Source organism: Vibrio sp. R15-SG3-ISO1B, from assembly GCF_059833835.1.
In genome coordinates, this window is sequence record NZ_JCBDGG010000013.1 from 91,776 (window position 1) to 115,595 (window position 23,820).

At 50.4% G+C, this 23,820-nt stretch carries 22 protein-coding genes and 1 pseudogene; 8 read left to right on the top strand and 15 right to left on the bottom strand.

Translation table 11 applies throughout. From position 1 onward, the window contains the following. Positions 1–62 precede the first annotated feature (62 nt). The 5 genes from aroG to AC6R0S_RS04455 form a co-directional block, all read right to left on the bottom strand. A complete protein-coding gene (aroG, locus tag AC6R0S_RS04435; protein WP_487902187.1) occupies positions 63–1,118 on the bottom strand; it encodes a 3-deoxy-7-phosphoheptulonate synthase AroG in 1,056 nt (351 codons plus the stop codon). Between the two features lie 185 nt (positions 1,119–1,303). Then, positions 1,304–2,200: a heme o synthase gene (gene cyoE, locus AC6R0S_RS04440; RefSeq protein WP_500637306.1), complete on the bottom strand. Its 897-nt coding sequence runs from the start codon at positions 2,198–2,200 to the stop codon at positions 1,304–1,306. Further along, positions 2,193–3,284: a COX15/CtaA family protein gene (locus tag AC6R0S_RS04445; RefSeq protein WP_500637307.1), complete on the bottom strand. Its 1,092-nt coding sequence runs from the start codon at positions 3,282–3,284 to the stop codon at positions 2,193–2,195. Before AC6R0S_RS04445 ends, cyoE begins: the two co-directional genes overlap by 8 nt. A 9-nt stretch (positions 3,285–3,293) precedes the next feature. Beyond that, on the bottom strand, positions 3,294–3,875 hold the full coding sequence (locus AC6R0S_RS04450) for a redox-active disulfide-containing membrane protein (protein WP_500637308.1): 582 nt from the start codon (positions 3,873–3,875) through the stop codon (positions 3,294–3,296). Next, positions 3,859–4,638 carry an SURF1 family protein gene (locus AC6R0S_RS04455; protein ID WP_500630201.1) on the bottom strand — a complete coding sequence of 260 codons (780 nt, stop codon included), beginning with the start codon at positions 4,636–4,638 and terminating at the stop codon, positions 3,859–3,861. The genes AC6R0S_RS04450 and AC6R0S_RS04455 overlap by 17 nt, the downstream gene beginning before the upstream one ends. A gap of 46 nt (positions 4,639–4,684) precedes the next feature. Between AC6R0S_RS04455 and AC6R0S_RS04460 the strand changes: the two genes are divergently transcribed. Further along, complete coding sequence (locus AC6R0S_RS04460; protein ID WP_487902182.1) at positions 4,685–4,918, top strand: DUF2909 family protein; 234 nt, start codon at positions 4,685–4,687, stop codon at positions 4,916–4,918. 51 nt (positions 4,919–4,969) lie between these two features. Here AC6R0S_RS04460 and AC6R0S_RS04465 read toward each other — a convergent pair whose 3' ends face one another. From AC6R0S_RS04465 to coxB, 4 genes and pseudogenes are all read right to left on the bottom strand, one after another. Further along, positions 4,970–5,854 carry a cytochrome c oxidase subunit 3 gene (locus AC6R0S_RS04465; protein WP_500628470.1) on the bottom strand — a complete coding sequence of 295 codons (885 nt, stop codon included), beginning with the start codon at positions 5,852–5,854 and terminating at the stop codon, positions 4,970–4,972. Between the two features lie 164 nt (positions 5,855–6,018). Continuing rightward, positions 6,019–6,579 (bottom strand): annotated as a pseudogene (locus tag AC6R0S_RS04470) (cytochrome c oxidase assembly protein); the annotation flags it as partial. 8 nt (positions 6,580–6,587) lie between these two features. Next, entirely contained in the window at positions 6,588–8,255 is a 1,668-nt protein-coding gene (gene ctaD, locus AC6R0S_RS04475; protein WP_500637309.1) for a cytochrome c oxidase subunit I, read from the bottom strand. Then, positions 8,252–9,412: a cytochrome c oxidase subunit II gene (gene coxB / locus AC6R0S_RS04480; protein ID WP_500637325.1), complete on the bottom strand. Its 1,161-nt coding sequence runs from the start codon at positions 9,410–9,412 to the stop codon at positions 8,252–8,254. The genes ctaD and coxB overlap by 4 nt, the downstream gene beginning before the upstream one ends. A 517-nt stretch (positions 9,413–9,929) precedes the next feature. On the opposite strand from coxB, the gene AC6R0S_RS04485 reads away from it, so the two are divergent. From AC6R0S_RS04485 to AC6R0S_RS04495, 3 genes are all read left to right on the top strand, one after another. After that, positions 9,930–11,642, top strand: a complete 1,713-nt coding sequence (locus tag AC6R0S_RS04485) for a phospho-sugar mutase (protein ID WP_500637310.1) — start codon at positions 9,930–9,932, stop codon at positions 11,640–11,642. 146 nt (positions 11,643–11,788) lie between these two features. Then, entirely contained in the window at positions 11,789–12,505 is a 717-nt protein-coding gene (locus AC6R0S_RS04490) for an AzlC family ABC transporter permease (protein WP_500637311.1), read from the top strand. Beyond that, positions 12,502–12,810 carry an AzlD domain-containing protein gene (locus AC6R0S_RS04495; RefSeq protein ID WP_500630203.1) on the top strand — a complete coding sequence of 103 codons (309 nt, stop codon included), beginning with the start codon at positions 12,502–12,504 and terminating at the stop codon, positions 12,808–12,810. Before AC6R0S_RS04490 ends, AC6R0S_RS04495 begins: the two co-directional genes overlap by 4 nt. Before the next feature lie 13 nt (positions 12,811–12,823). Here AC6R0S_RS04495 and AC6R0S_RS04500 read toward each other — a convergent pair whose 3' ends face one another. The 3 genes from AC6R0S_RS04500 to lamB form a co-directional block, all read right to left on the bottom strand. Beyond that, the gene (locus AC6R0S_RS04500; protein ID WP_500637312.1) at positions 12,824–13,438 is read right to left on the bottom strand and encodes a fumarylacetoacetate hydrolase family protein; all 615 of its coding nucleotides are present in this window, start codon (positions 13,436–13,438) and stop codon (positions 12,824–12,826) included. Positions 13,439–13,807: 369 nt separating this feature from the next. Beyond that, a complete protein-coding gene (locus AC6R0S_RS04505) occupies positions 13,808–14,719 on the bottom strand; it encodes a MalM family protein (RefSeq protein ID WP_500637313.1) in 912 nt (303 codons plus the stop codon). Between the two features lie 81 nt (positions 14,720–14,800). Then, positions 14,801–16,129, bottom strand: a complete 1,329-nt coding sequence (gene lamB / locus AC6R0S_RS04510) for a maltoporin LamB (protein WP_500637314.1) — start codon at positions 16,127–16,129, stop codon at positions 14,801–14,803. A gap of 450 nt (positions 16,130–16,579) precedes the next feature. Between lamB and glgX the strand changes: the two genes are divergently transcribed. Together glgX and AC6R0S_RS04520 are read left to right on the top strand one after the other, a co-directional pair. Continuing rightward, entirely contained in the window at positions 16,580–18,532 is a 1,953-nt protein-coding gene (gene glgX / locus AC6R0S_RS04515; protein ID WP_500637315.1) for a glycogen debranching protein GlgX, read from the top strand. A 4-nt stretch (positions 18,533–18,536) separates the two neighbouring features. After that, the gene (locus tag AC6R0S_RS04520; RefSeq protein ID WP_500637316.1) at positions 18,537–19,403 is read left to right on the top strand and encodes a glycerol kinase; all 867 of its coding nucleotides are present in this window, start codon (positions 18,537–18,539) and stop codon (positions 19,401–19,403) included. 18 nt (positions 19,404–19,421) lie between these two features. Here the strand turns inward: AC6R0S_RS04520 and AC6R0S_RS04525 are convergent, their stop codons facing one another. Further along, positions 19,422–20,312, bottom strand: coding sequence for a LysR substrate-binding domain-containing protein (locus AC6R0S_RS04525; protein ID WP_334552173.1), 891 nt, complete (start codon positions 20,310–20,312; stop codon positions 19,422–19,424). Positions 20,313–20,517: 205 nt separating this feature from the next. On the opposite strand from AC6R0S_RS04525, the gene hisC reads away from it, so the two are divergent. Continuing rightward, complete coding sequence (hisC, locus tag AC6R0S_RS04530) at positions 20,518–21,597, top strand: histidinol-phosphate transaminase (protein WP_500637317.1); 1,080 nt, start codon at positions 20,518–20,520, stop codon at positions 21,595–21,597. Between the two features lie 22 nt (positions 21,598–21,619). Continuing rightward, positions 21,620–22,387: an ABC transporter substrate-binding protein gene (locus tag AC6R0S_RS04535; RefSeq protein ID WP_487903701.1), complete on the top strand. Its 768-nt coding sequence runs from the start codon at positions 21,620–21,622 to the stop codon at positions 22,385–22,387. 135 nt (positions 22,388–22,522) lie between these two features. Here AC6R0S_RS04535 and AC6R0S_RS04540 read toward each other — a convergent pair whose 3' ends face one another. Both AC6R0S_RS04540 and AC6R0S_RS04545 read right to left on the bottom strand, forming a co-directional pair. Continuing rightward, positions 22,523–22,957, bottom strand: a complete 435-nt coding sequence (locus AC6R0S_RS04540) for a YccF domain-containing protein (RefSeq protein ID WP_334552219.1) — start codon at positions 22,955–22,957, stop codon at positions 22,523–22,525. A gap of 68 nt (positions 22,958–23,025) precedes the next feature. After that, positions 23,026–23,757, bottom strand: coding sequence for a sulfite exporter TauE/SafE family protein (locus AC6R0S_RS04545; RefSeq protein WP_487903702.1), 732 nt, complete (start codon positions 23,755–23,757; stop codon positions 23,026–23,028). Between the last annotated feature and the right edge of the window lie 63 nt (positions 23,758–23,820).

The window sequence follows — 23,820 nt, forward strand, 5'->3', positions numbered from 1 at the left end:
TAGAAAAGCAAACGGGCTCCGCGGAGCCCGTTTTTCTTGGAAAGAGTTCAAGAAGGTGAGAATTAACGGTTATTACGACGCGTTTCGACCGCTTGAGCGAGTTGGCGCAGTACCTTCTCGGTGTCATCCCAACCAATACACGCATCGGTAATCGATTGACCGTACGTCAGCTCACAGCCCGCCACCAAATCTTGGCGACCTTCCACAAGGTGAGATTCAATCATCACACCAAATACTGCGTCTTCACCGCCTGCAATTTGTCCTGCCACGTCCTCTGCTACAACCATCTGGTTTTGGTACTGCTTTGAACTATTCGCATGGCTAAAGTCGATCATCACTTTCTGTGGCAAACCTGAGGCTTCCAGCTCCGCTTTGATGGTGCCGACGTGATCGGCGCTGTAGTTTGGCTCTTTACCACCACGCAAAATAATGTGGCAATCTGGGTTGCCTGCTGTCTCGACAATGGCTGAATGGCCAAATTTGGTCACCGAAAGGAAGTGGTGCGATGCGCCAGCGCTTCGAATTGCATCAGACGCGATCTTGATGTTGCCATCCGTGCCGTTCTTAAACCCAACCGGGCATGAGAGACCCGAGGCGAGTTCACGGTGCACTTGCGACTCTGTCGTACGTGCGCCAATCGCACCCCAGCTGATCAAATCCGCCACATACTGCGGGGTGATCATGTCTAAAAATTCGCTTGCGGTGGGCATGCCCATGTCGGTCAAATCCAACAGTAATTTACGCCCCATACGCAAACCATCATTGATCGCAAATGAGTCATTCAAGTACGGGTCGTTGATCAAGCCTTTCCAGCCAACGGTGGTACGCGGTTTCTCAAAATAAACGCGCATCACGACTTCAAGACGATCGCCTAACTCATCGCGCAGAACTTTAAGACGCTGACCATATTCTAGCGCCGCTTCAGGATCATGAATAGAACAAGGCCCGATGATGACCAACAAACGGTCATCATCGCCTTTTAAAATATTAGAAATCGCTTCACGCGAACGAAACGTGGTTGAAGAAGCAGACTCAGTCGCCGGAAACTTCTCTAAAACAGCAACAGGGGGTAATAACTCTTTTACTTGGTTAATTCGTACATCATCAGTTTGAAACATCGCTTACTTCTTCCTATTTTCTTGGCCTGAACACAGCATCAAAGACAGTGATGCAAAAATGTTCAATCTCTCGTCACTCTGTTCCCAGTAACTTATCTGCCAAAAACAAGGCTTGCAAGCATTATTTTATTTAAAAGGCAATATTATCTCCAACTTTAAAATTTACACCATCCGTACATTAATATTTACATCCAGTAATGATCAACTAAAAGCAGCAGAAACAGCAGCATTAACTGATAGATTGAGTACTTAAACGTCTCAATGGCTGACTTGTCGGTGGGGGCGAATTTCAGTTTCCAGGCATGAGCAACAAAGCCGAGGCAGAGCAGAGTTGCCCCGACCCAATACATGGTGCCTGCCATACCGACTAAGGCAGGCATTAAGCAAACCAAGGTCAACAGCACGGTGTAGAGCAAGATCGAGGTTTTGGTGTACTCCTCGCCATGCGTCACAGGCAGCATGGGGATGTCGGCTTTGGCATAATCCGCTTTGCGATGGATAGCCAGCGCCCAAAAATGAGGCGGGGTCCAGATGAAGATGATCATCACCAGCAACCAAGCGTGTGCGTGCATCTCACCGGTGACCGCCGTCCAACCAAGTAAGGGAGGCATAGCGCCAGCGATGCCTGCGATAACAATGTTTTGCGGTGTCGCACGTTTAAGGTAGAGCGTGTACACCACCGCGTAACCAAGAAGGCTCGCTAACGTCAGCCAAGCCGTGAGTGCGTTGACGCCAAAGAGCAACACCCCCATCCCCACGGCGCCAAGAGCAAAAGCGAACACAAATACATTGACCGCCTTGATGCGACCAGAGGGCAGAGGTCTTTGATAAGTACGCGCCATAATCGCGTCAATTCGGCGATCGATCAGGTGATTAAACGCCGCTGCTGAACCCGCCATCAAGGCGATGCCGACCAACCCAAGCACCGTTTGCTGTATGGGTAGTGGGCCTTCCACGGCCAAACACATGCCCACCAGTGCGGTAAGCAGCATCAGTGCCACCACTTTCGGTTTAGTGAGCGTGAAATAGTGATGCGCGAGTGATTTCTCCGCGCTGGAGGTAAACGTCGCGGTTTTACTCATGAGCACTCTCCTTAATGTCGATCACTGACTGGCGCTTTGGGGATTGCGCCCTCACAGACGCGGCGATTCTAGGGCTGATGCACTGCGTCGCTTTCGTTGACGCACTGACTTGGCTCAGCAAGTAATTGGCTCTCAGCGTGGCGACCAACAGCAGCGCTGCGCCAAGGTTGTGTGCAACGGCAATAGCCAAAGGTAAACTGAGCAGTACGTTACTTACTCCCAGTGCGATTTGAAGGACCAACAGCCCAAGTAGCCAATGGGCACAGAGGGTAAACTCCGTATTCCGATAACGCTTAAGCGCGACCACCAACGCGAGAACAAACAGCATCACCAGCATAGCGCCAAAACGATGCGTGACATGAATCGTCATTCGCGCGCCATAGTCGAGAGTACCGAATTCGTAACTCTCACTCTTGGGCTGGATAAGCTCAAAGGCCGTCTCAAAATCCAAATATTGCGTCCAGTTTCCCTCACAAATCGGCAGAGAAGTACACATCAGCGCGGCGTAATTTGATGAGGTCCACCCCCCTAATGCCACCTGCGCTACCACTACCAATGCCGTGCTCTCTGCCAGCCAGCGCAATCCACGAGATACTGAAATGTCACCCAGTCGGTGCGCCAACGGATAACGAGTCACATGCCAATAGCTCAAACAGAGCAGGCTAAACAACGTAAAACCACCAAGCAGATGCCCCATGACGACAATCGGCATCAGCTTCATCGTGACCGTCCACATCCCCAGTAACGCTTGAAACACAATCACGGCAGGGAGTGCGAGAGACAGCCCAACAGGTAACGCTCGATGCTTCAAGCCAAGGTAGGCGATGGCAAACACCAGCAAGCCGAGGCTGCCGGCAAAGTAACGATGGATCATCTCAAGCCATGCCTTGTCTGCTTCTACCGTCAGCTCAGGGTAAAGCGCGTTCGCTTTGGCCAGTTCGTGGCTTTCGTTGGGCACCGTTAAATGGCCATAACAACCGGGCCAATCCGGACACCCGAGCCCTGCGTCAGCCAAACGGGTATAGGCGCCAAGAAGAATGACCATCAAGGTGAGCAGTAAACTGGCTCTTAGTAACGTAATCATACTTCCCCCTTACCCAACCCGAGACAGCTTGAGCAATTTGCGCAAATCCGCCAGTAAGCCTTTGCTTTGCGCGGGTAGTTGGGCGAGATCTTGCTCTGGCGGGTAACGCATCACTAGCTGCCCCAATGGGTCGATAATCACATATTCAAAGTCCCCGACCACTTGATGAAACGCGTCATTGATCGCAATGCTGGTCAGCGCGCCCTCTTCTAGCGGTGCGCTTTTATCGGTGCGCAGCAATACTGGGGTGACGCGTTCTTGATATTTTCCTAGTGCAATGTGAGTTTGACCAAGAAGGTGAATTTGCTGTTGGCATCGCGCCTCACATTCGCTCGGCACAACGTAGCCCAGTTGCCAATGTTTGTGCTGAAAAGGATTGGCGACACCGAGCGACTCAAAGGTGGTGAGCGGCTCGATGAGAGTCCCTTGATTGGTCACGCCCGAGTTGTACCACTGCTTGACCAAAATCGCCTTGGCGGCAATCACGGGAAGAGTGAAAAACAGCACCAACGCGATCAGCGTCAAGCGTCCTCGGGTGACACGACGTGTATCGATCGAATTCGGGGTTCCCATTTTAGCGGCATGAGTCATGCGACACCTCCTTGTGAGTAGAGTCTAGGCTGCGATGATGCGCCTTGACCTCTGCAAGCGTTCTTTTGATGGTACGAAACAGCAGCAGTGAGACAATCAGTAGCAAAGCCAACGCCATAGAGAACCATTGCACGGCGTAACCCAAATGCTTCTCTGGGCTCATCGATATGGGTTGCCACGGCTGAGGGTAGGGCCAACTTTCCCCAGTGGTTGCCCCCATCGACCAAGTGGTAGGCTGGGCGATAAATGTCGCCATCGGTGCGGCCCACTGTTTGGTAAGCGCCTCTGTATTGATGTTTTGCACCCGCGCGGGGTTGCCCGCTTCGTAATACAGCTCATTGCTGAGCGGGTTGAACGATTTCTGATACAACCTTGCGCTCATCGAACCGGGCTCGCGCAACCACTCCACCTCAGGTAATACATCTCGTGTTGCTTTTGCTTCCACCCAACCGCGCTCGACCAACAGATGCTCATCCACACCACGCACATCCACCAATTGAATCGCTAAGTAGCCAACCTTGCCTTGGTATGACTGATTGTCGAGCAAGACGGTTTTTCCTGCGATGGGGGTGTAATCGAAATGCACCATCACACCGGTTGGCTGCGCTCTCTGCGCTTGAGACAACGCACTAAGCGCGACAGGGCCTTGCTGCAAATGCTCTGCGACGCTTTGCGCGATCTGCGCTTTTTCTTCTGCTCGCGAGAGCTGCCACAAGCCAAGTTTGACCAAAAAGCAAAAGGCAACCACAGTTAACAGAACCATCAACGCAAAGCCTCGGGTATAAAACCGGCGACGTAAGGAATCTCGGATGATTTTTTTGTTTAAACTGCTGCTCGTTCTCTTACTACTGTTCATTCTGTTTAATCTTGGCCTTGCATTAATTGAGATGGTCAAAGGCCCGCGCCAAGACACCTCCAAAGAAGACAACAAACCCATGAGTCACTATTTGGGGCGACGCGTGTTCCTCTCTGCTCTCGCGGTTATTCTGTTAATTGCCGCGCTTCTTAGTGGTTTCATTGAGCCGAACGTGCGCCCCTATTAACCGCTCTCATCTGCCTGTCTTTTTTCTTTGTCTACCGCGTCGTCTACCTCTTTAAAGCACGTAGACAAAGACAAACAAACACAACCACACCACATCCACAAAGTGCCAATACCAACTGCCCGCTTGGAAGGCGAAATGGTCTTTCGGCGTAAAATGGTCTTTCGCCACACGTGCCAGCAAAATGATCAAAAACGTTGTCCCGAGCAGCACGTGCATGCCATGAAATCCCGTCAGCAAAAAGAAGGTGTTGCCGTACACCCCGGATTGCAGAGTGAGCCCTAAATCTTGATAGGCGTGCACATATTCCACCCCTTGGTAGTAAAGGAAGAAGCAGGCCAACACAATCGTCAGCTCCAACCAAACGATCAGGGCCATACGGTGATTTTTTTCCAAACTGGTGTGGGCCAAATGCAGCGTGATGGAGGAAGTCAGCAGCAACAAGGTATTGATCAGCGGGATGCCCTGCCAAGGCATCGCTGTGGTGGTCGTGCCTGAGGGAGTGGTGGTGAGCGGCCACAACGCCTCAAAAGCGGGCCACAGCACCTCATGAGTCATGGCGTTGTTACTCGCGCCGCCAAGCCAAGGGACAGAAACCATGCGCGCGTAAAACAGCGCACCAAAAAAGGCGCCAAAGAACATGATTTCCGAGAAGATAAACCAGCTCATTCCCTGACGAAACGAGCGAGAAAGCTGCTCGGAGTATTTGCCACTCATGCTCTCAGTGATCACATTGCTAAACCAACCTGCAAACATATAGAGTAAAAACAGTAAGCCTGCGGTTAAAATCAGCTTTCCGAAGACACTGGTATCACCCCCTTCTGCCATACTCTGCACCGTGATCCCGGCGCCAACAGCAATTAAAAAGAGCGCCACGGCGCCGACGATAGGCCAGCTACTCTGCGCGGGAACAAAATACGGTTGATGTTTCGTACTCATGGGGTAACTCCTTGCTCAAGGCTTCCTTGACTCACCCTTTCTTGACTCACAATACCTCGACTTCCATTCCCTTGACGTCCATTACCTTGACTCCGACTACCTTGACGGAATATGTCTTGAGCCGCCAGTGGCACCGATGAGACCCGAGCCATCGCAGTGACAGGCGTTGAGGTGTCATCAACAACGGATGGCGTCTCTTTTTGCGTGATGTCATACAGGGTGTAAGAGAGTGTCAGTGTATGAATCGAATCGGGAATGTCCGGTTCGATGTAAAAAATCAGTGGCATCTCGGCATCTGCCCCTGAATCTAGGGGTTGCTGATTAAAACAAAAGCACTCTATTTTGTTGAAATAGGTGGCCCCTAGGCCGGGTGAGACCGACGGTACTGCTTGCCCCACTACGGTATGATTGGCGAGGTTTTTCGCCTGATACGCGGTTTGAATCACCTCGCCCGGGTGCACATCGAGGTGGGTAATTTTGGGCTGAAACTGCCACTCGATACCCGGATTATTGTGCGCCATAAATTCCACTCTCACGGTACGCGAGGTATCGATACTCAACCCGGCAGGTGCCACCACCGACTCGCTGTTGGTTTTGCCATTGATGCCCAACGCATCGCACATCACGTCATACAGCGGCACGAGTGCAAAGCCAAAACCGAACATAGCGACGACCGCAGCGCACAGCTTTAAGGTCAATTTCTGGTTCGCATTTGCTTGGCTCATCTCTCACCTCAATCAATCTTAGGGGGTGTTGAAAACGTGTGATGTGGTGCAGGGCTAGGCACGCTCCACTCCAAACCTTCTGCACGCTCCCACGGTTTCGCGCTTGCCTTTTCGCCGCCGCGAATACACTTTATGACGAGCCACAAGAAGATCAGTTGAGAGAGACCAAAGGCAAACCCACCGATGGAGACGATTTGATTGACGTCGGCAAACTGAATGGCGTAATCAGGAATGCGTCTTGGCATCCCCGCAAGACCAAGGAAATGCATCGGGAAGAACAAGATATTGACGGAGATGACCGAGCACCAGAAATGCCACAAGCTCAACCTATGGTCATACATGTGACCCGTCCACTTCGGCAACCAGTAATACGCTGCCGCCATGATCGAGAAGACTGCGCCCGAGACTAAGACATAGTGGAAATGTGCCACCACAAAGTAGGTATCGTGATACTGGAAATCCGCGGGAACGATCGCCAACATCAAGCCCGAAAATCCACCAATCGTGAAAAGAATGATAAACGCGATAGCAAACAGCATCGGCGTTTCAAACGTCATCGCCCCTCGCCACATAGTCGCGACCCAGTTAAACACTTTCACCCCAGTCGGCACCGCGATAAGCATGGTGCAATACATAAAGAACAGCTCTGCAAACACCGGCATGCCGGTCGTAAACATGTGGTGCGCCCAAACCAAGAAAGAGAGCAGCGCGATACTGCACGTCGCATAGACCATTGAGTGATAACCAAAGAGTTTTTTACCACTAAAAGCGGGGATAATCGCCGAAATGATACCGAATGAGGGCAAAATCATGATGTACACTTCCGGGTGACCAAAGAACCAGAAAATGTGCTGGAACATCACCGGATCGCCGCCCCCAGCCGCATCAAAAAACGAGGTGCCAAAGTACTTATCGGTCAACACCATGGTGACCGCCCCCGCCAACACTGGCATCACCGCGATAAGCAAAAACGCGGTGATAAGCCAAGTCCAAACGAACAACGGCATTTTGAACCAAGTCATTCCTGGCGCGCGCATGTTGACGATGGTGACGATCACATTGATCGCGCCCATGATGGAACTGATGCCCATGATATGTACAGAAAAGACAAACAGCGCAGTGCTATCAGGGCCATAGGTGGTCGACAGCGGCGCATAAAACGTCCAACCAAAATCGGGGCCACCGCCTTCAGTAAACAGCGAGGCAATCAGAATCAAGAACGCAAAAGGCAGAATCCAAAAACTCAAGTTGTTCATACGAGGTAGCGCCATATCCGGCGCGCCAATCATCATTGGAATCATCCAGTTTGCAAGCCCAGTAAAAGCCGGCATTACGGCGCCAAACACCATGATCAATCCATGAACCGTGGTCATTTGGTTAAAAAACTGCGGCTCCACCAGTTGTAGACCCGGTTGGAACAGCTCAGCGCGAATCACCATCGCCATCGCGCCGCCAGTAAGGAACATGATAAAGCTGAACCAAAGATAGAGCGTGCCGATGTCTTTGTGGTTGGTGGAGTAAATCCAGCGGTAAATACCGCTTGGCGCATCGTGGTGATCGTCATGATGATCTTCTATCACCCCTTCAGCGTGTCCAGCGCGGCTTAGCTCCGCATCCGTTACAGGCGCAGATTTGACGTTGTCCGCCGTCATAGAGTCAGATTTGGACGTTTTCATTGTCCCTCCTCGGCTGCGCCAGCATTGTTAGCGCTTTTTGAAGCTTTATAGGCATCAACGTCTGACGCTTGTATGACGTCACCCGTATTATTACCCAGTCCATTACGTTGATAAGTCACCACCGCCGCAATTTCTTTGTCGGACAATTGATTAGCAAACGCCTGCATAGCAGTGCCCGGGCGGCCATAGACAATGGTGTCAATGTGATTGTTTATCTCACCCGTCGCCACTTTACTGCCCGTGATTGCCGGGAACGCCCCCGGAATACCAGCGCCATTGGCTTGGTGACATACCGCGCAGCGATCGAGATAGACTTTCTCGCCCAAGGTGACGAGCTCTTCGAGAGAGAGTGTTGCCGTCAGTGACGCCGCAGCCTCTTGTTTGGCTAGAGCGAGTTGTGCTTTTTTATCCGCTAGCCACTGCTCGTACTCTGCTTCTTCCATTGCGTGGACCACGATGGGCATAAAACCATGCGCCCTCCCACACAATTCAGCACATTGGCCGCGATACACCCCTGGCTTATCGATGCGCGTCCACGCTTCGTTAATAAATCCTGGAATGGTGTCTTTCTTGACCGCAAAATCTGGCACCCACCAAGAGTGGATCACATCATCGGACGTCATCAAAAATCGTACTTTGCGATTGATCGGCAACACTAACGGGTTATCGACCTCCAGCAGGTAATGGGCGCCTTTTTCTTCAATGCCATCGATCGCTTTTTGACTGGTCGCGAGCAAGCTGAAAAACTCAACGTCTTCATCAAAGTAGCTGTAGTGCCACTTCCACTGCGACCCGGTGATTTTGATCGTTAAGTCCGATTGTGACGTGTCTTCCATGGCCACTAAGGTTTTGGTGGCGGGGATCGCCATCAAGACCAAGATGACTATCGGGATCACCGTCCAGATCACTTCGACTTTGGTACTTTCATGGAAATGGGCCGCAACCGCGCCTTTGGATTTTCGGTGGTGATACATGGAATAGAACATGATGCCAAACACCACCAGTGCGATGGCGCAGCAGATGTAAAAAATCAGCATGTGCAGTTCATACACCTGACCGCTGATATTGGTCACACCTTGTGTCATGTTGTAGGTGGTGTCTTTGGGGCTTTCCTCGGCTGACGCGTGGGCGGGTAACACCAACCACACACTGGTTATTCCATAGCCAAGCCATTGCCCAAGTAATCGCCACAGTGCCTGCTGTACTCGTTTCAAACGATGTCTCCTTTGCTCGGTAGCCTACTGGCTAACTCGCTTGAACTCAGCGTTCCCTCACCGCACCTCGGCCTACTACACATCACCCGAAGGGAGTCGCTCAGTTGATTCCTATAAACAGCGAAATTTGGTTTAATTTGTTATATTTATGTTAACAAAATGAGTGTAATTAAAAGCTAGTTGGCGTTTTCAGATTGTGCAAGCGGTTGATCAGGTCCAATGATTTTTTTGTGACCCAATGTTTTTTATCGGCAAAGTAATTTTGTCGGCATAGCCATTTTGGCCGCATAGTGATTTAACGATTGCGCTCCTATAAATGATAATTGATATCAATTAAAATCATCACAACCCTATTTACACTGTCGTCCATTGCTGTCGTCCATTGCTGTAATAGATAGCTACAATACAAAGAGAACGACATACAAACCGTCAGTCGCAAGACCTACGAGGAACTCTTAACATGAAACAGTATGATCAATGGCTAGCACGCGATCCCGATCCCGCCACCCGTGAAGAGCTACAACGTCTCATCGAGCAGCAGCAACAAGCAGAACTGGACGATCGTTTTAGCCAACGGCTCGAATTTGGCACCGCGGGCCTAAGGGGCAAAGTGGGTTGTGGGCCTAACCGTATGAATAGGTTGGTGATTCAAGAAACCGCTACAGGGCTAGGTCACTATCTGCTAGCACAAATCCCACAGGCAGCTGAGCGCGGCGTCGTGGTCGGCTACGATGGCCGCATCGATTCCAAACAGTTTGCACACGATACCGCTGCGGTACTGACGGCCCTTGGGATTAAAGTCTTTCTCACGCATCACGTTGCCGCGACGCCTATCGTGGCGTTTGGTGTCAAACACTTTGGCGCGGCAGCGGCGGTGGTGGTGACAGCTAGCCACAACCCACCGGAATACAACGGATTTAAAGTCTACTGGGAGAATGGCGCTCAGATCATTCCACCGCATGATTCCGGCATTGCGAAGCACATTGAAGACGCCGCGACGGCGCCGCTCGCGCTGATGGATCTTAGTGATGCTGAGGATCAAGGCTTGCTCGTTTGGCTTGATGACGCGTACTACAACACCTATCGACAGGCCATCAACACTCACCCGCAACTCAGCCAAGCGCCAGCCCCCATCACCATCAGCTACACCGCCATGCATGGTGTCGGCGCAGAGATGGCAGAAGCCCTGCTCGGCGATGCGGGCTTTAACCAAGTATACAGCGTCAAAGATCAGCGTGAGCCAGATGGCCATTTCCCGACCGTCAACTTCCCCAACCCAGAAGAAGCGGGCGCGATGGACAAAGTGATTGAATTAGCCAAGGCGCACAACGCCGATCTCGCCTGCGCCAATGATCCCGATGCGGATCGCTTTGCGGTGGCGGCAAGAACCGCGCAAGGCGACTATCAAATGTTAACCGGCGATCAAGTGGGCGCGCTGTTTGGTCATTATCTACTGAGTCATTTTGATCGTAGCCAAGGTGTCAGGCCGCTAGTGGGAAATACCATTGTCTCTTCAACGCTGCTCGCCAGCATCGCACGCTCGCTTGGCGGTGAGTACTACCAAACGCTGACGGGCTTTAAGTGGCTGACTAACGTTGCCATGAGTAAAGTATCGAGTGATCGCCCGTTCCTGTTTGCCTATGAAGAGGCGTTAGGTTACACCATTGGCACCACTGTCTGGGATAAAGATGGCCTGTCAGCGCTGGTGGCGTTTGCTCAGTTGACGGCAGAGTTAGCACGCCAAGGAAAAACCGTGTGGGATCAACTGGAGACGATTTATCGTCAACATGGCATGGTGGTCAATGCGCAGCGCAGTATTGCCCTTGACCCAAGCGCCCCCGCTATTGGAGAGAGCCTAAGAGCCTCACCAGTCAGCCAAATTGCAGGGCGTGACATCGAACGGGTCGACGATCTCAAAACGCTCACCACCACCCATCAAGATGGTCGAGTGGAGACCATAAATTTACCGGCCAGTGATGTGCTTATCTATCATCTCGCGGGTGGCGCGCGTGTGATTGTTCGCCCTTCCGGCACTGAACCTAAAATTAAATGTTATTACGAAGTGGTCGAAGCCTTCCCACCTGAGCAAAGTTTTGCCGAAGCCAGCAGCCACGCTCAGCAAGTGATGGATTTGCTCATCAGTGAACATCAAACCAGCTTAACGCACCTTTAGCACTCAAGCGCTTTTGTGACACGAAAGCGCTTTGTATAACGGCCTCATTATCGATAAGCTAGCAGAATCAATGGCATGTCGCCTATCGCGCTGGCTTTTCACCTGGCGAAAAATAGAGACCAGTGCAAAACGGATAATTGAGGCTTATGGACACCGACACACTCCCCACCCACCAAACCAGTAAACGAGAACAACTTCTCAAAGGTAGCCTTGCTATGGTGCCTCTGAGTATTGCGGTGATCCCTTGGGGATTGCTCGCAGGCTCGTTTGCCATCGACGCGGGATTGACCAGTATAGAGAGCCAAGCGCTCTCGGCGATTTTGTTTGCGGGTTCCGCGCAATTAGTCGCAACGGGCATGTTTAAAGCGGGCGCAGGGCTTGCCACTATGTTGCTCACCACCTTCTTTATTACTTCCCGTCATTTGCTGTACAGCGTGTCGATGCGCAATCGAATCAGTCCACTGCCACTAAAATGGCGTCTGACGCTCGGTTTTTTGCTGACCGATGAACTGTTTGCTATCTGTGGTCAGCAATCTGAGCAGCAGTTCGATCGCTGGTATGCCTTGGGCGCTGGCCTCAGTTTTTATCTGTGCTGGAACCTAGCCACATTAGCGGGCATTGTGCTTGGCAATCAAATCCCGATGATGAATGAGCTCGGTCTCGAGTTTGCGGTTGCGGCGACATTTATTGCCATCGTCGTGCCCAATATTCAGTCGTCGCCAGTGATCGTTGCCGTACTCACCTCGCTGATCGTCGCCGTCACTTGTCACTATTTCTCACTCGATGGAGGACTGATGCTAGCGAGTATCAGTGGCATGTTGGCAGGTTATGTGACGGAGCAAGTGAAAGGGAGATCAGCATGATTTTAGGATCAATTTTAGCGATGACGGCGTTGGTGTTTCTCAGCCGCTACCTGTTTCTTGAGCCCAAATTACCACTCAAGCTCAATCATAGTATGCAGCGCTTGCTCAGCTACTCAGCGCCTGCGGTATTAACCGCCATTTGGGCACCGATTGTCTTTATGCCGGAAGGAGATCTGTGGCTGTCACACAGCAATCCCTATTTAGTGGGCGCAGTGATTGCGGCCTTGATTGCTTGGAAAACCAAAAACGTATTACTGACCACCGTCATCAGTATGTGTCTTTTCCTACTATTGAAACTGATGTAACTCACACATCCGATTAATGTGCAATCCACTCAATCTCCATCAAGGTGGTGTCATCGGTTTTCAACCGCGCAAGGAAGCGATCGCCATTGTGCACTTCGCCCACCCCTTGTGGCGTGCCTGTCATGACCACATCCCCGTCATGTAGCGTGGTGTAGCTGCCGAGCTCTTGCAAAATTGTTTGTGGAGAATAGATCATCTGCGTGACTGCACCTTTTTGAACGCGCACGCAGTTGATGTAGAGCTCAATGCTCAGCGCATTCACCTCTATGCCATCGAGTGGCATAAAACGGCTAAGCACCGCAGAGCCATCAAACGCTTTTGCTCGCTCCCAGGGTAACCCTTTCCCTTTGAGAGACGACTGCAAGCCGCGTTTGGTCAAATCAAGCCCTAGCCCGACATGGCTATACTCTCCGTTCGTCACCACAAAACAAATCTCTGCTTCGTAATGAAGCGGCTCTTGATGAAAAGAGGACAAGATTGACGTAATCGCACTGGCTGGCTTGTTAAACACCACCATCTGCTCTGGAACGGCGTTACCCAACTCGTGAATGTGTTCGATATAGTTGCGGCCAATACAGACGATTTTGCTAGGGGTAATCTCACTGCTGCCGAGTTTTATTGACGTCATTTTTCCATCCGTGGTGATCAATTGTCGTTGTCAACTAAAGCACCGATTCTAAATGAGTTTTTTTACAATTTAACCTACCAATCTGATAAATTCAGATCTGCGACTGTTATTTTTGGTTGTGTGTGAATACTTCTGCCAACCAAAGGTATCACGAATGGGAAAAACTCAGTCGCACGGTAAACAACACCATAAATGACGAAAAGACATAGACCCTACTTTCAGTGGTGAGGCTAACCAACGAGGCGCCCATCACTGCCTCGCTTATGCCATCCAGACAGTTGGTTTATATAATCACGAAGAAGCCCATGGGATTCATCATCCACATGGGCTTCTTTTTAACCAATCGTACGGTTAACTACGTTCTAGTGGTTAACGTGCATTCACCGCTTTGATAAAGGTCTCTTGTGCGCCTTCAACGTTGAGCGCTTTGGCTTCTTCTAGCAGACTCAAGGCTTTGTCGAGTAACCCTGCATTGACCGCGTTTTCAATGCTAGACAAGTAGAAAGACTGCTGAGCGTCAGTCAACAATGACGACTCTGCTACTTCATCGGTGCTGATCACCGCAACCTCCGACGTCAGTTGATTCGCGGTGCTCTTCTTCTCTGCCAACTCTTTTTGGAACTGAGCATGAGCGGTATCCGTGCTTGCAACGGTGATCGGCTCTTCAACGATGACCGCATCATCCACGGTTGCAACCAGTGTCAGCTGGCCAAATTCTGCATGAGGAATGATTGGGTTAGGGACATCCGGCGGATAGTTTCCGCGAGCAATAGCGTCAAGCTTAACGGGATGCAAGACTTCAGACTCCCCCGCGACCAACTCAGGCGTAGTAAAGACCAACAATTTTACTTTCTGTTTACCTACAGGCTGAACCGTCACTTCACTGACAAGGCGATCGCCATCAAGCGCGTACGCATGTTTGTATTCAAAATCGTCTTTTCCAAAACGCTTGAGGACTTGATTATTTTCATTGAGCAGCAACGCATTGGGGTAAAAGACCGTTTTTTTAAAATGACTAACGAGTTCTAACTCCAACTCTTTGCCTTGCGTATCGATAGTAAACGCGGCAATGGCACTTTGACCTGTCGTAAAGGTGTAGGTCTGGTTGGTTTTATCAATAGCAAAATTAATTCGCTTGGTTGGCGTTACCTCAACCCATTGAATGTCTGAGTATGACTGAGCCACTTGAGCAACACCCGCGGAATCAAAGACAACGGTTTCCGTCGTAGTACAGCCAAGTAGTGCCATGCTGATTGCACAGCCTAATACGAGTTGTTTCATCGCTACCTCTGCGTTAAACGAAAAAAGCCGACTACAATAAGCCGGCTTGGATTTATGGACTTATAAGACTAGGAAACTATATTACCACCAAGCTTCCATTTGAATACCAACACTGAACTCTGTGTCATCGGTATCATTTGCAAAGCTATCTGCTTCGTGATCCATGAAGTATGAACCGTAGATACGGATTTCAGGGCGCGCCCAGAAGCTAGAACCCGCAGACCATGCTTGTGCAATCGTTAGCTTAGAACCAGACGCGTCTGTCGTCGTGCCACCAGACTTTGTTTCGTCAGCAAAGTAACCCGCTTCAAAGATAGTGCGCATGTTCTCATCCCACTTATACATTGGGCGAACAACTGCGTTGTATGCGGTGATATCACCTTTGTCAGTATCATTAGCTTGTGCATACATGACTACGTGACCCAATTCCCAAGCGTCACCCAGACCTGTTACACCCCAGTTGATGATACGGAAGCCATCAGCGTCATTGTTACCACCTGAGCGATCAAACCAGCCACCGCCACCATAGGTCGCCATTTGCTTACCGTAAGAAGAGGTGCCGTATTGAAGAACAGTTTGGTTGAAGCCATTCGATAAGCCTTGACCGATGACTGCCGTTAGCAACACACCGTCATCAGCCGCCACTGTTTGCCCTTTCGCTTCAGAAGCAAAATCATACGCTAAGGCGAGTTCTAAGTTGGCATTTTCCCAAAGATCGATACCGGCATATCTTACATCTAAAGTGTAACCAGAAACTGTTTCATCTTTAAATGCGTCCGTTTCTTCGTAATTTGCACTGTTGTTCTTAACATCCATTTCACACTTTAGGTCACCATTACATGCCTTGAGATTTGCTTCTCCGGCCTTTGATAGTTTAAGTGTTTTTCCGTCCACAACCTGTTGACTACCATCATCATGCATCAAAGCAACAGACAGTTTACCGCCACCTAGAGATAGGTTTTCGATACCGCCACCTGCACCACCAGACGTGTCTAGGAAATAGAAGTCAGTGATGTGAATGTCTTTACGTTGGTAGTAACGCTGGCCAGCCCATAGAACGGCGTCTTTGTCTGAATCGATCAAGCCTTTGGCTTGCACGTTCATCACGCGTAAAGCGTTAGAATTACCTTCCCAGTTATTGTTACCCGCTTGGCCGTAAGCAACCAAAGACTCCAGTTTAAAAGAGACATCGCCTTTGTTGTACAGCTCAGCATTCAAGCCAATTTCTGCGTAGAGGTCGTCTTCATTACCAAGACGGCCTACTTTGTTTTTCTCGTAAGTTACGTGAGAACCTTCACCACTCAGGCCAACACCTGCACGAGAGTAACCGTGGAATTCCACATCAGCTGCGAAAGCACCAGCAGATAATGTCGCAGCCACTGCAGCAGCAATTACACTTACTTTTTTCATTATTTAACTCCATTTATAGGGATTATTATTCTTTTGCTCTCTTCCTCTAAGGACATCCCGCAAGGCAGTAACGGAGTGTTTGAAAAAGAGAGGTAAGATAGGACTTGGCTTGCGCTTCATCCTCGTTCGTTTCAACTGTGGCTAGATTAACGAAGCGGGGTAAGGCTGACTTCCTCCACCTCAGATTAATTTGAGGGGGATGAGAAGGGAGGAGGAATGTGGGAGTACGCCGTTGATTTGGTTGAGATCACACTAATCGGGAGGAGTAGAGGAGGATTTCGAAACAAAGTTTCGCACCAAATGACACACGGCTCACGATTTGATTTTTTGATTTCATTAAATTGTAATTAAATTTCATTGAGAATTATTTTGGTAATAGGCTTGACCTGCTATAAACAAAACTATTTACTAAAGTGAGATTGAAAAACACACGACAATAAGTAAAAGACAATGCAGTGCTCTCGCCCATACCCATTAGGGGCCACCTTGGATGCAGCAGGTTGTAACTTCTCGATTTTTTCGCCTTCTAACCAAGACTTACAACTCGCGCTTTTTAAAGCCGATGGCTCTTATACGACGTACCCGCTCGATAATGAAGACGCGGGTGTTAAGCACACCTATATAGAAGGGATTAAAGCGGGGCAAAAATACGGCTTTATTACCCGGGTCAACAATGCAGAGCATTATCTCTCTGACCCTTATGCCAAAGCCCTCGATAAGCCTCTCTTCTATGACCTCCCTTTCAATGCTGAAAAAAGTTTCCAATTAGCCAAGTGCGTCGTCACTAAAACCTGTTTTGATTGGCAAGGTGTCGCTAAGCCTCATCGCCCGCGTGACGAAATGGTGCTGTTTGAAACACACGTCAAAGGGGTCACCAAACTTAACCCGAATGTGCCTGAATACTCGCGCGGGACCTACTTGGGCTTAGTCAGCGAAGCGATGATCCAATTTTATAAGCAACAGAACATCAATACCTTGCAACTGCTGCCTGTCGCTGCTTGTATGCATGAGCCGCACCTGCTTAAGATGGATAAGGTCAACTATTGGGGCTATAACCCATACTTGTTTATGGTGCCTGACCCAAGATACGCGATGCACGATGCCGTGACTGAGCTGAAAACCACCATTCGCGAGCTGCATCGCCACGGTATCGAGGTGATTTTGGATGTGGTCTACAACCACACCGCCGAAGGTGGCGCAGATGGCCCAATGTTTAACCTCAAAGCACTAGATGTTAACTACTACTTGCGTCACGACGATCACTACGCCAACTACACTGGCTGTGGCAATACAGTGGATCTCTCTTACCAGCCGAGCCTCAACTTAGTCATGGACACGCTGCGTTATTGGGCGCAGGAGTTCCAAGTGGACGGTTTCCGCTTTGATTTAGCCGCAACCTTGGGTCGTGAACGTGAAGCCTTTAACCCCAATACCGCTTTCTTTAAAGCCGTCGCCCAAGATCCCATCTTGCGTGAGGTGAAGCTGATTGCCGAGCCTTGGGACATTGGCCCGAACGGCTATCAAGTGGGGAATTTTCCGGTTGGCTGGAATGAGTGTAACGATCGCCTAAGAGACATCACCCGCAGCTTTTGGCGCGGTGACCAAGGCTTTATGAAAGAGTTTGCAACGCGCATTATGGGCTCGCGTGACCTCTACAGCGCTGCGAATTGGCCCTATAAACTGACCGTTAACTACATCACCTATCATGATGGCTTTTGCATGCAGGACTTGGTCTCCTATAAGCAAAAACACAATGACGCCAACGGCGAACAGAACCGGGACGGTCACGGGGATAACCGCTCCGCAAACTATGGCATCGAAGGGCCAACCGATAATCCGCGCATTATCGAAAAACGCGAGCGGCAGAAACGCAACTTCATGGCCAGCTTACTGTTCGCTTTCGGCATTCCGCATATTTTGACTGCCGACGTCCTCTCTCACACCCAAGGGGGCAACAACAACGCCTACTGCCAAGACAACGAAATTAGCTGGCTCAATTGGTCTATGACCCAAGAAAAGCAGAGCTTTCGTGAGTGGTTGGCACTAATGGTGAAAGCACGTCAAACTTACATGGTGCCGTTCATTCGCGCCTTTAGTGGCGATACCCGCAATGAAAACCGCGTACTTTGGCGACGCATTGATGGCACCTTCATGGAACATGAAGATTGGAACCAACTGAGTTGCGTCGCGTTGCAACTGGGCATCGACAAAGCAGGTGACGAACTGTTCTATTGCATCAACCAAACCACCGCGCCCGCGCGCTTTACCTTGCCTGCAGAAAATCAACAAGAGTGGATGATGATCTGCAACACCGATTCGCACGAAGTGCATCAAACCATTGATCACAAACAAGTGCTCATCGCGCCAGGATCGATGGCGATTTTCCACTATAAGGCAAGTTAAGCCAGTGGCCGACAAACTCTCTACCACCGCGCTGGCAAAACAGCGCGGCTTGGAGGCCAAGGCCTTGTTCAATCAGTTGAAACTGGCTGGCTACATCAATCGTGATGACGAGAGTTGGGTGCTAACGGAGCTGGGCAAAAAGTTTGGTGGTGACTACGCCACCCACCCCAAATTTGGCCAGTTTATCGTCTGGCCAAGCAACCTACTGATTGATAGTGACGCCACCAGCGGCAAAACGCTCACCGCCACCGAGCTTGGCGAGCGCTTTTCCCTAGCGGCGAAAAAAATCAATCAACTGCTTCAAGAACTCGGTTGGATCCAAAAAACCGAGCAAGGCTGGCAAGTGAGCCAGACGGGGCTCAGTGTCGGTGGTTACCAACGTGAGGATAAACAGAGCGGCCAGAAATTTGTCGTCTGGCATGACTCAATAGCGCGCAACAAACGCCTGAGGCAAACGGTGGTCGAGTTTTCCGGTCAAGATGCACACGCGCACGCGACGGATAAATCCCTCTCTAGCTTTCGGCAAAAGTTTGAAGCCAAACATCGCACCTTAGACGGGCACTATGTTCGCTCAAAAGGTGAGCTACTGATTGATAACTGGCTGTACATGAACGGCGTTGTCCACGCCTACGATAGACCGCTGCCTATTGAGCAAGATGTGTTAAGCGATTTTTATCTACCTACAGGCAACGTCTATATCCAGTATTGGGGCTCAGACAGCGGCGCAATGCCAGATGACCAACGTGAGCCCCTTCGCGCCCTCTACGCTCAACACGGTTTTGAACTGATTGAGATACACCCAGAAGAGGTCGAGACACTCGATGAGTGCTTACCCGCGAAACTGCGCGCTTACGGTATCAAGGCGTATTAATCTCTCCCTGGCCAAAGACTAAGGCGTATTCACCGACGCCAACCATTCAACAAAGGCGCTCAAATTCGGATTGTCGCTGTCTGCGGGTGCCATCAAATAGTAGCCCTTGCCCGACAGCACCTCATGTTCAAAGGGCTGAATCAATTGCTGATGCTCGATTTGACGCGCTGCCAGAGTGAGATCGCCGACTGTCATCCCGTAGCCCAGTTGCGCGGCATTCATCGCTTGATCCAATGTGGCGAAGGTTTGGTTACGTGCGCCGCGCAGTTGACTTAACCCAATACTATCAAGCCACAACTGCCAATCGGATTGCTCCGCATTCGCGTGCAGCCAGTTAACGCGCCGCAATGACTGGTAAGCATCACCGCCCCCCTCTTGCTGCGCTTGGTGCCAGATCTGCGGTGCACAAACTGGGGAAAGGCGCTCCTCAAACAAAAGCACCTGTCTCACACGCTTGGTCGCACTCGCTCGGCCATACATAATCACCAGATCAAAACTATCAAAGTTAGGGTGGAGCTGATGCTTGGTGGTCGAGGTAAGCTCGACATTGATATCCGGATGAGAAATCTGAAAGGCCGTCAATTTTTCCAGCAAAAACGTGGTGATGCAGCTAGGTGCATTGAGTTTAATGCGGTTGGCGCTCTCTGCGACCTCACGCACCGCATTTTGCAATTGGTGAATAACCGCTTCGGCCAGTGGCACAAACTTGAGTCCGTCTGGTGTCAGTGCCAAACCGCGAGCGTGGCGATAAAACAGGCTCACCCCCATCATGGATTCAAGTGACTGAATCTGACGGCTGATCGCCCCTTGCGTCATCGCCATCGCACTCGCCGCATGAGTAAAATTGAGATGCTCCGCCGTTGCCAAGAAGGCTTGCAAATTTTTTGTCGAAGGAAGTCGATGATTCATCGTCAATACTTGTCTGCCAGAATGCCACGACTCTAGCACAGGTCATGTTAAAACTCCTAGCACAAGCCATGATAAAAATGCATAGCTATCATGTATTATTTTCGTTTCATCCAACTCCCATTTTTGACTAAATTGGCAATGCAAACCGCTTATAAGAAATAATTTTTCATTGTGAGCGACTATAAAATCAGTCAAAGGAACGTAAATGGATTCATTAGCGGATAAATTAGCGCCTGAGAGCATAAAAAAATTAATACCTTATCAATCTGCTCGACGCATAGGTGGTCATGGGCGCGTGTGGCTCAACGCCAACGAGTTAGAGACCCCGATCTTTTTTGATGAACAACAATCCGATTACTCCCGCTACCCTGACTACTTGCCTCACGACATCGCGCGCGCTTACCAAGCGTACTGCAATACCGATCAGGATGTGATGGCCGTGCGCGGCGCCGATGAGGCGATTGATCTATTGGTCAGAACCTTTTGCCAGCCAGGTAAAGACAAGATCGCGATTTGCTCGCCAACCTACGCCATGTATGAGTTTTGCGCCAAATCCTTCGCGGTCGACACTATCGATGTCCCTTTGATGGGCAATGCTTTTACGTTAGATGTTGAAGGCATCAAATGCGCAGTGCCAAAGGTTAACCTTATTTTTCTCTGCTCGCCGAATAATCCGACGGGCCAACTGCTCGCCCGTCAAGACATCATTACCGTGCTCGAAAATACAGCGAACGACGCCATCGTGGTCGTGGATGAGGCATACATTGAGTTTGAACTTGGCGAGAGCGTGGTCGACCTTATCGATCACTATCCGCATCTAGTCGTCATCCGAACCTTATCCAAAGCCTTCGGTTTGGCGGCGGTACGCTGTGGTTTTATCATCGCTCAACCCGCGGTTATGGACTATGTGAAAAAGCTCGTCCCTCCTTACCCGATGCCTGACAGCACGGCGGAGATTGTGCTTAAAGCGCTCAGCAACGAGGGACTAAAGAAAGTCGCCGCGGCGACTCAGCGTCTGATTGAGACCAAACAGCGCTTTATCGCGCGCATTGACTCACTGAACTGGATCGAGACCCTCTATCCGAGCGCGACAAATTTTGTTCTAATTCGCACCAAACCCGGTGTGGATCTGTTTCAGTACCTCGCCGAGCATGGCGTGGTCACGCGCAATCAGGCTCATGAGCCAAGTTTGAAGCATTGCGTTCGTATTACCATCGGCTCAGAGCAAAGCATGGATGAAGTTGCCGAGCTCATGTGTCGCTACCCCGCCACTTCGGCGCAGTAACCCATTATAAAAAGGAACCACGATGAAAAAACTCCTTACTCTCATTGCTTGCACCGCCACTATGATGACCGCCCCAGCGTTGGCGAAAACCGTGCGTCTGGCGTCTGATTTCACTTATCCCCCTTTCAACTACATGGATGCCGATGGCAAACCAGCAGGTTTTGACATTGAAATCGCCGATGCCCTATGTGCTGAAGCAAAATTGGAGTGCACTTGGGTATCACAAGGTTGGGATGCGTTAATTCCAAGCTTACTCGCGCGTAAATCGGACGTCATCATGGCCTCGATGCGTATTACTGAAGAGCGTAAAAAGCGCATTCTCTTTACCGACAAGTATTACCAAACGCCAGCACGTTTCGTCACCGCTAAGCAAGGCAACATTGAGATCAGCCAAGCCGGACTGAAAGGGAAAGTGATCGGTGTGCAGTCAGGTACGATTCACGACCGTTACGTCACGGACAAGTTTGGTGATGTGGCTGAAATCAAACGCTACAGTGGTCAAGATGAAGTGTACATCGACATGCAAAACGGTCGTCTGGACGTCACCTTTGGTAACTCAGATCAACTCGCGCTTGCCTTCTTAGACAAAGAGATTGGTGCAGGGTTTGAATTTGTGGGTGAAGCGGTGACTGACAAAGCCTACATTGGTGAAGGCACCGCACTGGCACTACGTCAAAGCGACACGGCCTTAGCCGAGCAGTTTAACCAAGCTATTGCCGCCATTCGCGCCAACGGCACTTACGACAAGATCGCCAGCAAATACTTTAGCTTCGACATCTACGGCGAATAAATAACGGCGAACCAATGAGTCACTGAGCGAATTACGCATTTTCCTAACCGTTCGTCTAAGAGAGCGTCAAAAAGAGAGCCCCACACACTGTTATATAGTAAGCGGGGGCTCTTTGGTGAGTGGTACTCGCGGAATCTACGGGCGATTTGAATAGCGTGCCCGAGCGGCTTGCTCGACGGGCACAACCGTTTTACCAATCGGTGCGAGCGAAATCAGCGCCAATTTCAGGTGTTGCAGCGCGAACGGGATACCAATGATGGTGATAAAGCACGCCACCGCAGAACAGATATGACCAATCGCAAGCCAAATCCCCGCCAGTAGAAACCAGATGATATTACCCACCAGCCCAAATGGACTGGTGCCAATGTCGACCTCATTGGTCAGCTCTTCACGGGAAATCGCCTCTTGGCCAAACGGAAAAAAGGAAAAATTGCCCATCACAAAGCACGCACGCCCCCAAGGAATGCCAATGATGCTGATGAACGCCAGCAGACCAAATAACCACCACATCAGCCCCATAATGACGCCGCCGCACACAAACCAAATCACATTGCCTAGCATTCTTAGCATAGTCATTCTCAGATCTCCTCACTCACTGTTGGTCATCTATTCAAACACAAAACCGCTTCGCACGCTCATTAGCTGGCCAGCGCCTGCCACACGGCCGTTATACCACTGATACTGCACAGCAATAAGGCGCCCACGCGAATTTTCTCTTTGGGTAACGAATGCGTCGTCATCTGAGCTAGCTTGTAGCCCACCCAAGCGGCAGGGATCAGCGGCACGGTGATCCAGACATGGTGCCAATTCAAAAAGCCCGCTGGCATTTGAATCATCAAAGAAATGATCGAGCTAAAGACAAAGAAGGCCGAGAGATTACCACGCAACTGGTTTGCTTCTTGATGCTGCAACAAGAGCGCCATCGGCGGCCCGCCAATGGCGCTGCTAGTACCAAAAAAGCCAGAAAAGAAACCTGCGATGCCCATTTTGACGGGGGTTGGCTCAATACGAAAAGGCAGCAGACTCACCGCCACGGCAAACAGCACTAATAAACCGAGCCAAAGCGCGAGCATGTCGGTCGAGACCATCACCAGCAACACGCCACCAGCGATAGAGCCCGGCACACGACCAATCAACGCCATTTTCAAACCGCCAATTTCCACACTGGCGCGATGCTTGAGCGCATTCAGCAGTGAAATAAACAGCGCGACGAGACAGATCGGGGCGGGGACATAATCCGGTGACACTAAAAACAGCAGTGGCGCCGCCACAATCGCCAAACCAAAACCGATGGCGGTTTGGACAAAAGAACCAATAAAAATAAGCAGCGCCGCAATCAGCGCCTCTGAAGTCATCCACTCAGCAAACATAGGTCAACACAAGCAAAAAGCGGTGTTTACCGCTTTTGATAATCAATCAATAACTTATTTTAA

Coding starts and splice junctions, on each gene's coding strand:
- aroG (WP_487902187.1), bottom strand. CDS start 1,118: ATGTTTCAAACTGATGATGTACGAATTAACCAAGTAAAAGAGTTATTA.
- cyoE (WP_500637306.1), bottom strand. CDS start 2,200: ATGAGTAAAACCGCGACGTTTACCTCCAGCGCGGAGAAATCACTCGCG.
- AC6R0S_RS04445 (WP_500637307.1), bottom strand. CDS start 3,284: ATGATTACGTTACTAAGAGCCAGTTTACTGCTCACCTTGATGGTCATT.
- AC6R0S_RS04450 (WP_500637308.1), bottom strand. CDS start 3,875: ATGACTCATGCCGCTAAAATGGGAACCCCGAATTCGATCGATACACGT.
- AC6R0S_RS04455 (WP_500630201.1), bottom strand. CDS start 4,638: ATGGTTCTGTTAACTGTGGTTGCCTTTTGCTTTTTGGTCAAACTTGGC.
- AC6R0S_RS04460 (WP_487902182.1), top strand. CDS start 4,685: ATGATTTTTTTGTTTAAACTGCTGCTCGTTCTCTTACTACTGTTCATT.
- AC6R0S_RS04465 (WP_500628470.1), bottom strand. CDS start 5,854: ATGAGTACGAAACATCAACCGTATTTTGTTCCCGCGCAGAGTAGCTGG.
- ctaD (WP_500637309.1), bottom strand. CDS start 8,255: ATGAAAACGTCCAAATCTGACTCTATGACGGCGGACAACGTCAAATCT.
- AC6R0S_RS04485 (WP_500637310.1), top strand. CDS start 9,930: ATGAAACAGTATGATCAATGGCTAGCACGCGATCCCGATCCCGCCACC.
- AC6R0S_RS04490 (WP_500637311.1), top strand. CDS start 11,789: ATGGACACCGACACACTCCCCACCCACCAAACCAGTAAACGAGAACAA.
- AC6R0S_RS04495 (WP_500630203.1), top strand. CDS start 12,502: ATGATTTTAGGATCAATTTTAGCGATGACGGCGTTGGTGTTTCTCAGC.
- AC6R0S_RS04500 (WP_500637312.1), bottom strand. CDS start 13,438: ATGACGTCAATAAAACTCGGCAGCAGTGAGATTACCCCTAGCAAAATC.
- AC6R0S_RS04505 (WP_500637313.1), bottom strand. CDS start 14,719: ATGAAACAACTCGTATTAGGCTGTGCAATCAGCATGGCACTACTTGGC.
- lamB (WP_500637314.1), bottom strand. CDS start 16,129: ATGAAAAAAGTAAGTGTAATTGCTGCTGCAGTGGCTGCGACATTATCT.
- glgX (WP_500637315.1), top strand. CDS start 16,580: ATGCAGTGCTCTCGCCCATACCCATTAGGGGCCACCTTGGATGCAGCA.
- AC6R0S_RS04525 (WP_334552173.1), bottom strand. CDS start 20,312: ATGAATCATCGACTTCCTTCGACAAAAAATTTGCAAGCCTTCTTGGCA.
- hisC (WP_500637317.1), top strand. CDS start 20,518: ATGGATTCATTAGCGGATAAATTAGCGCCTGAGAGCATAAAAAAATTA.
- AC6R0S_RS04535 (WP_487903701.1), top strand. CDS start 21,620: ATGAAAAAACTCCTTACTCTCATTGCTTGCACCGCCACTATGATGACC.
- AC6R0S_RS04540 (WP_334552219.1), bottom strand. CDS start 22,957: ATGCTAAGAATGCTAGGCAATGTGATTTGGTTTGTGTGCGGCGGCGTC.
- AC6R0S_RS04545 (WP_487903702.1), bottom strand. CDS start 23,757: ATGTTTGCTGAGTGGATGACTTCAGAGGCGCTGATTGCGGCGCTGCTT.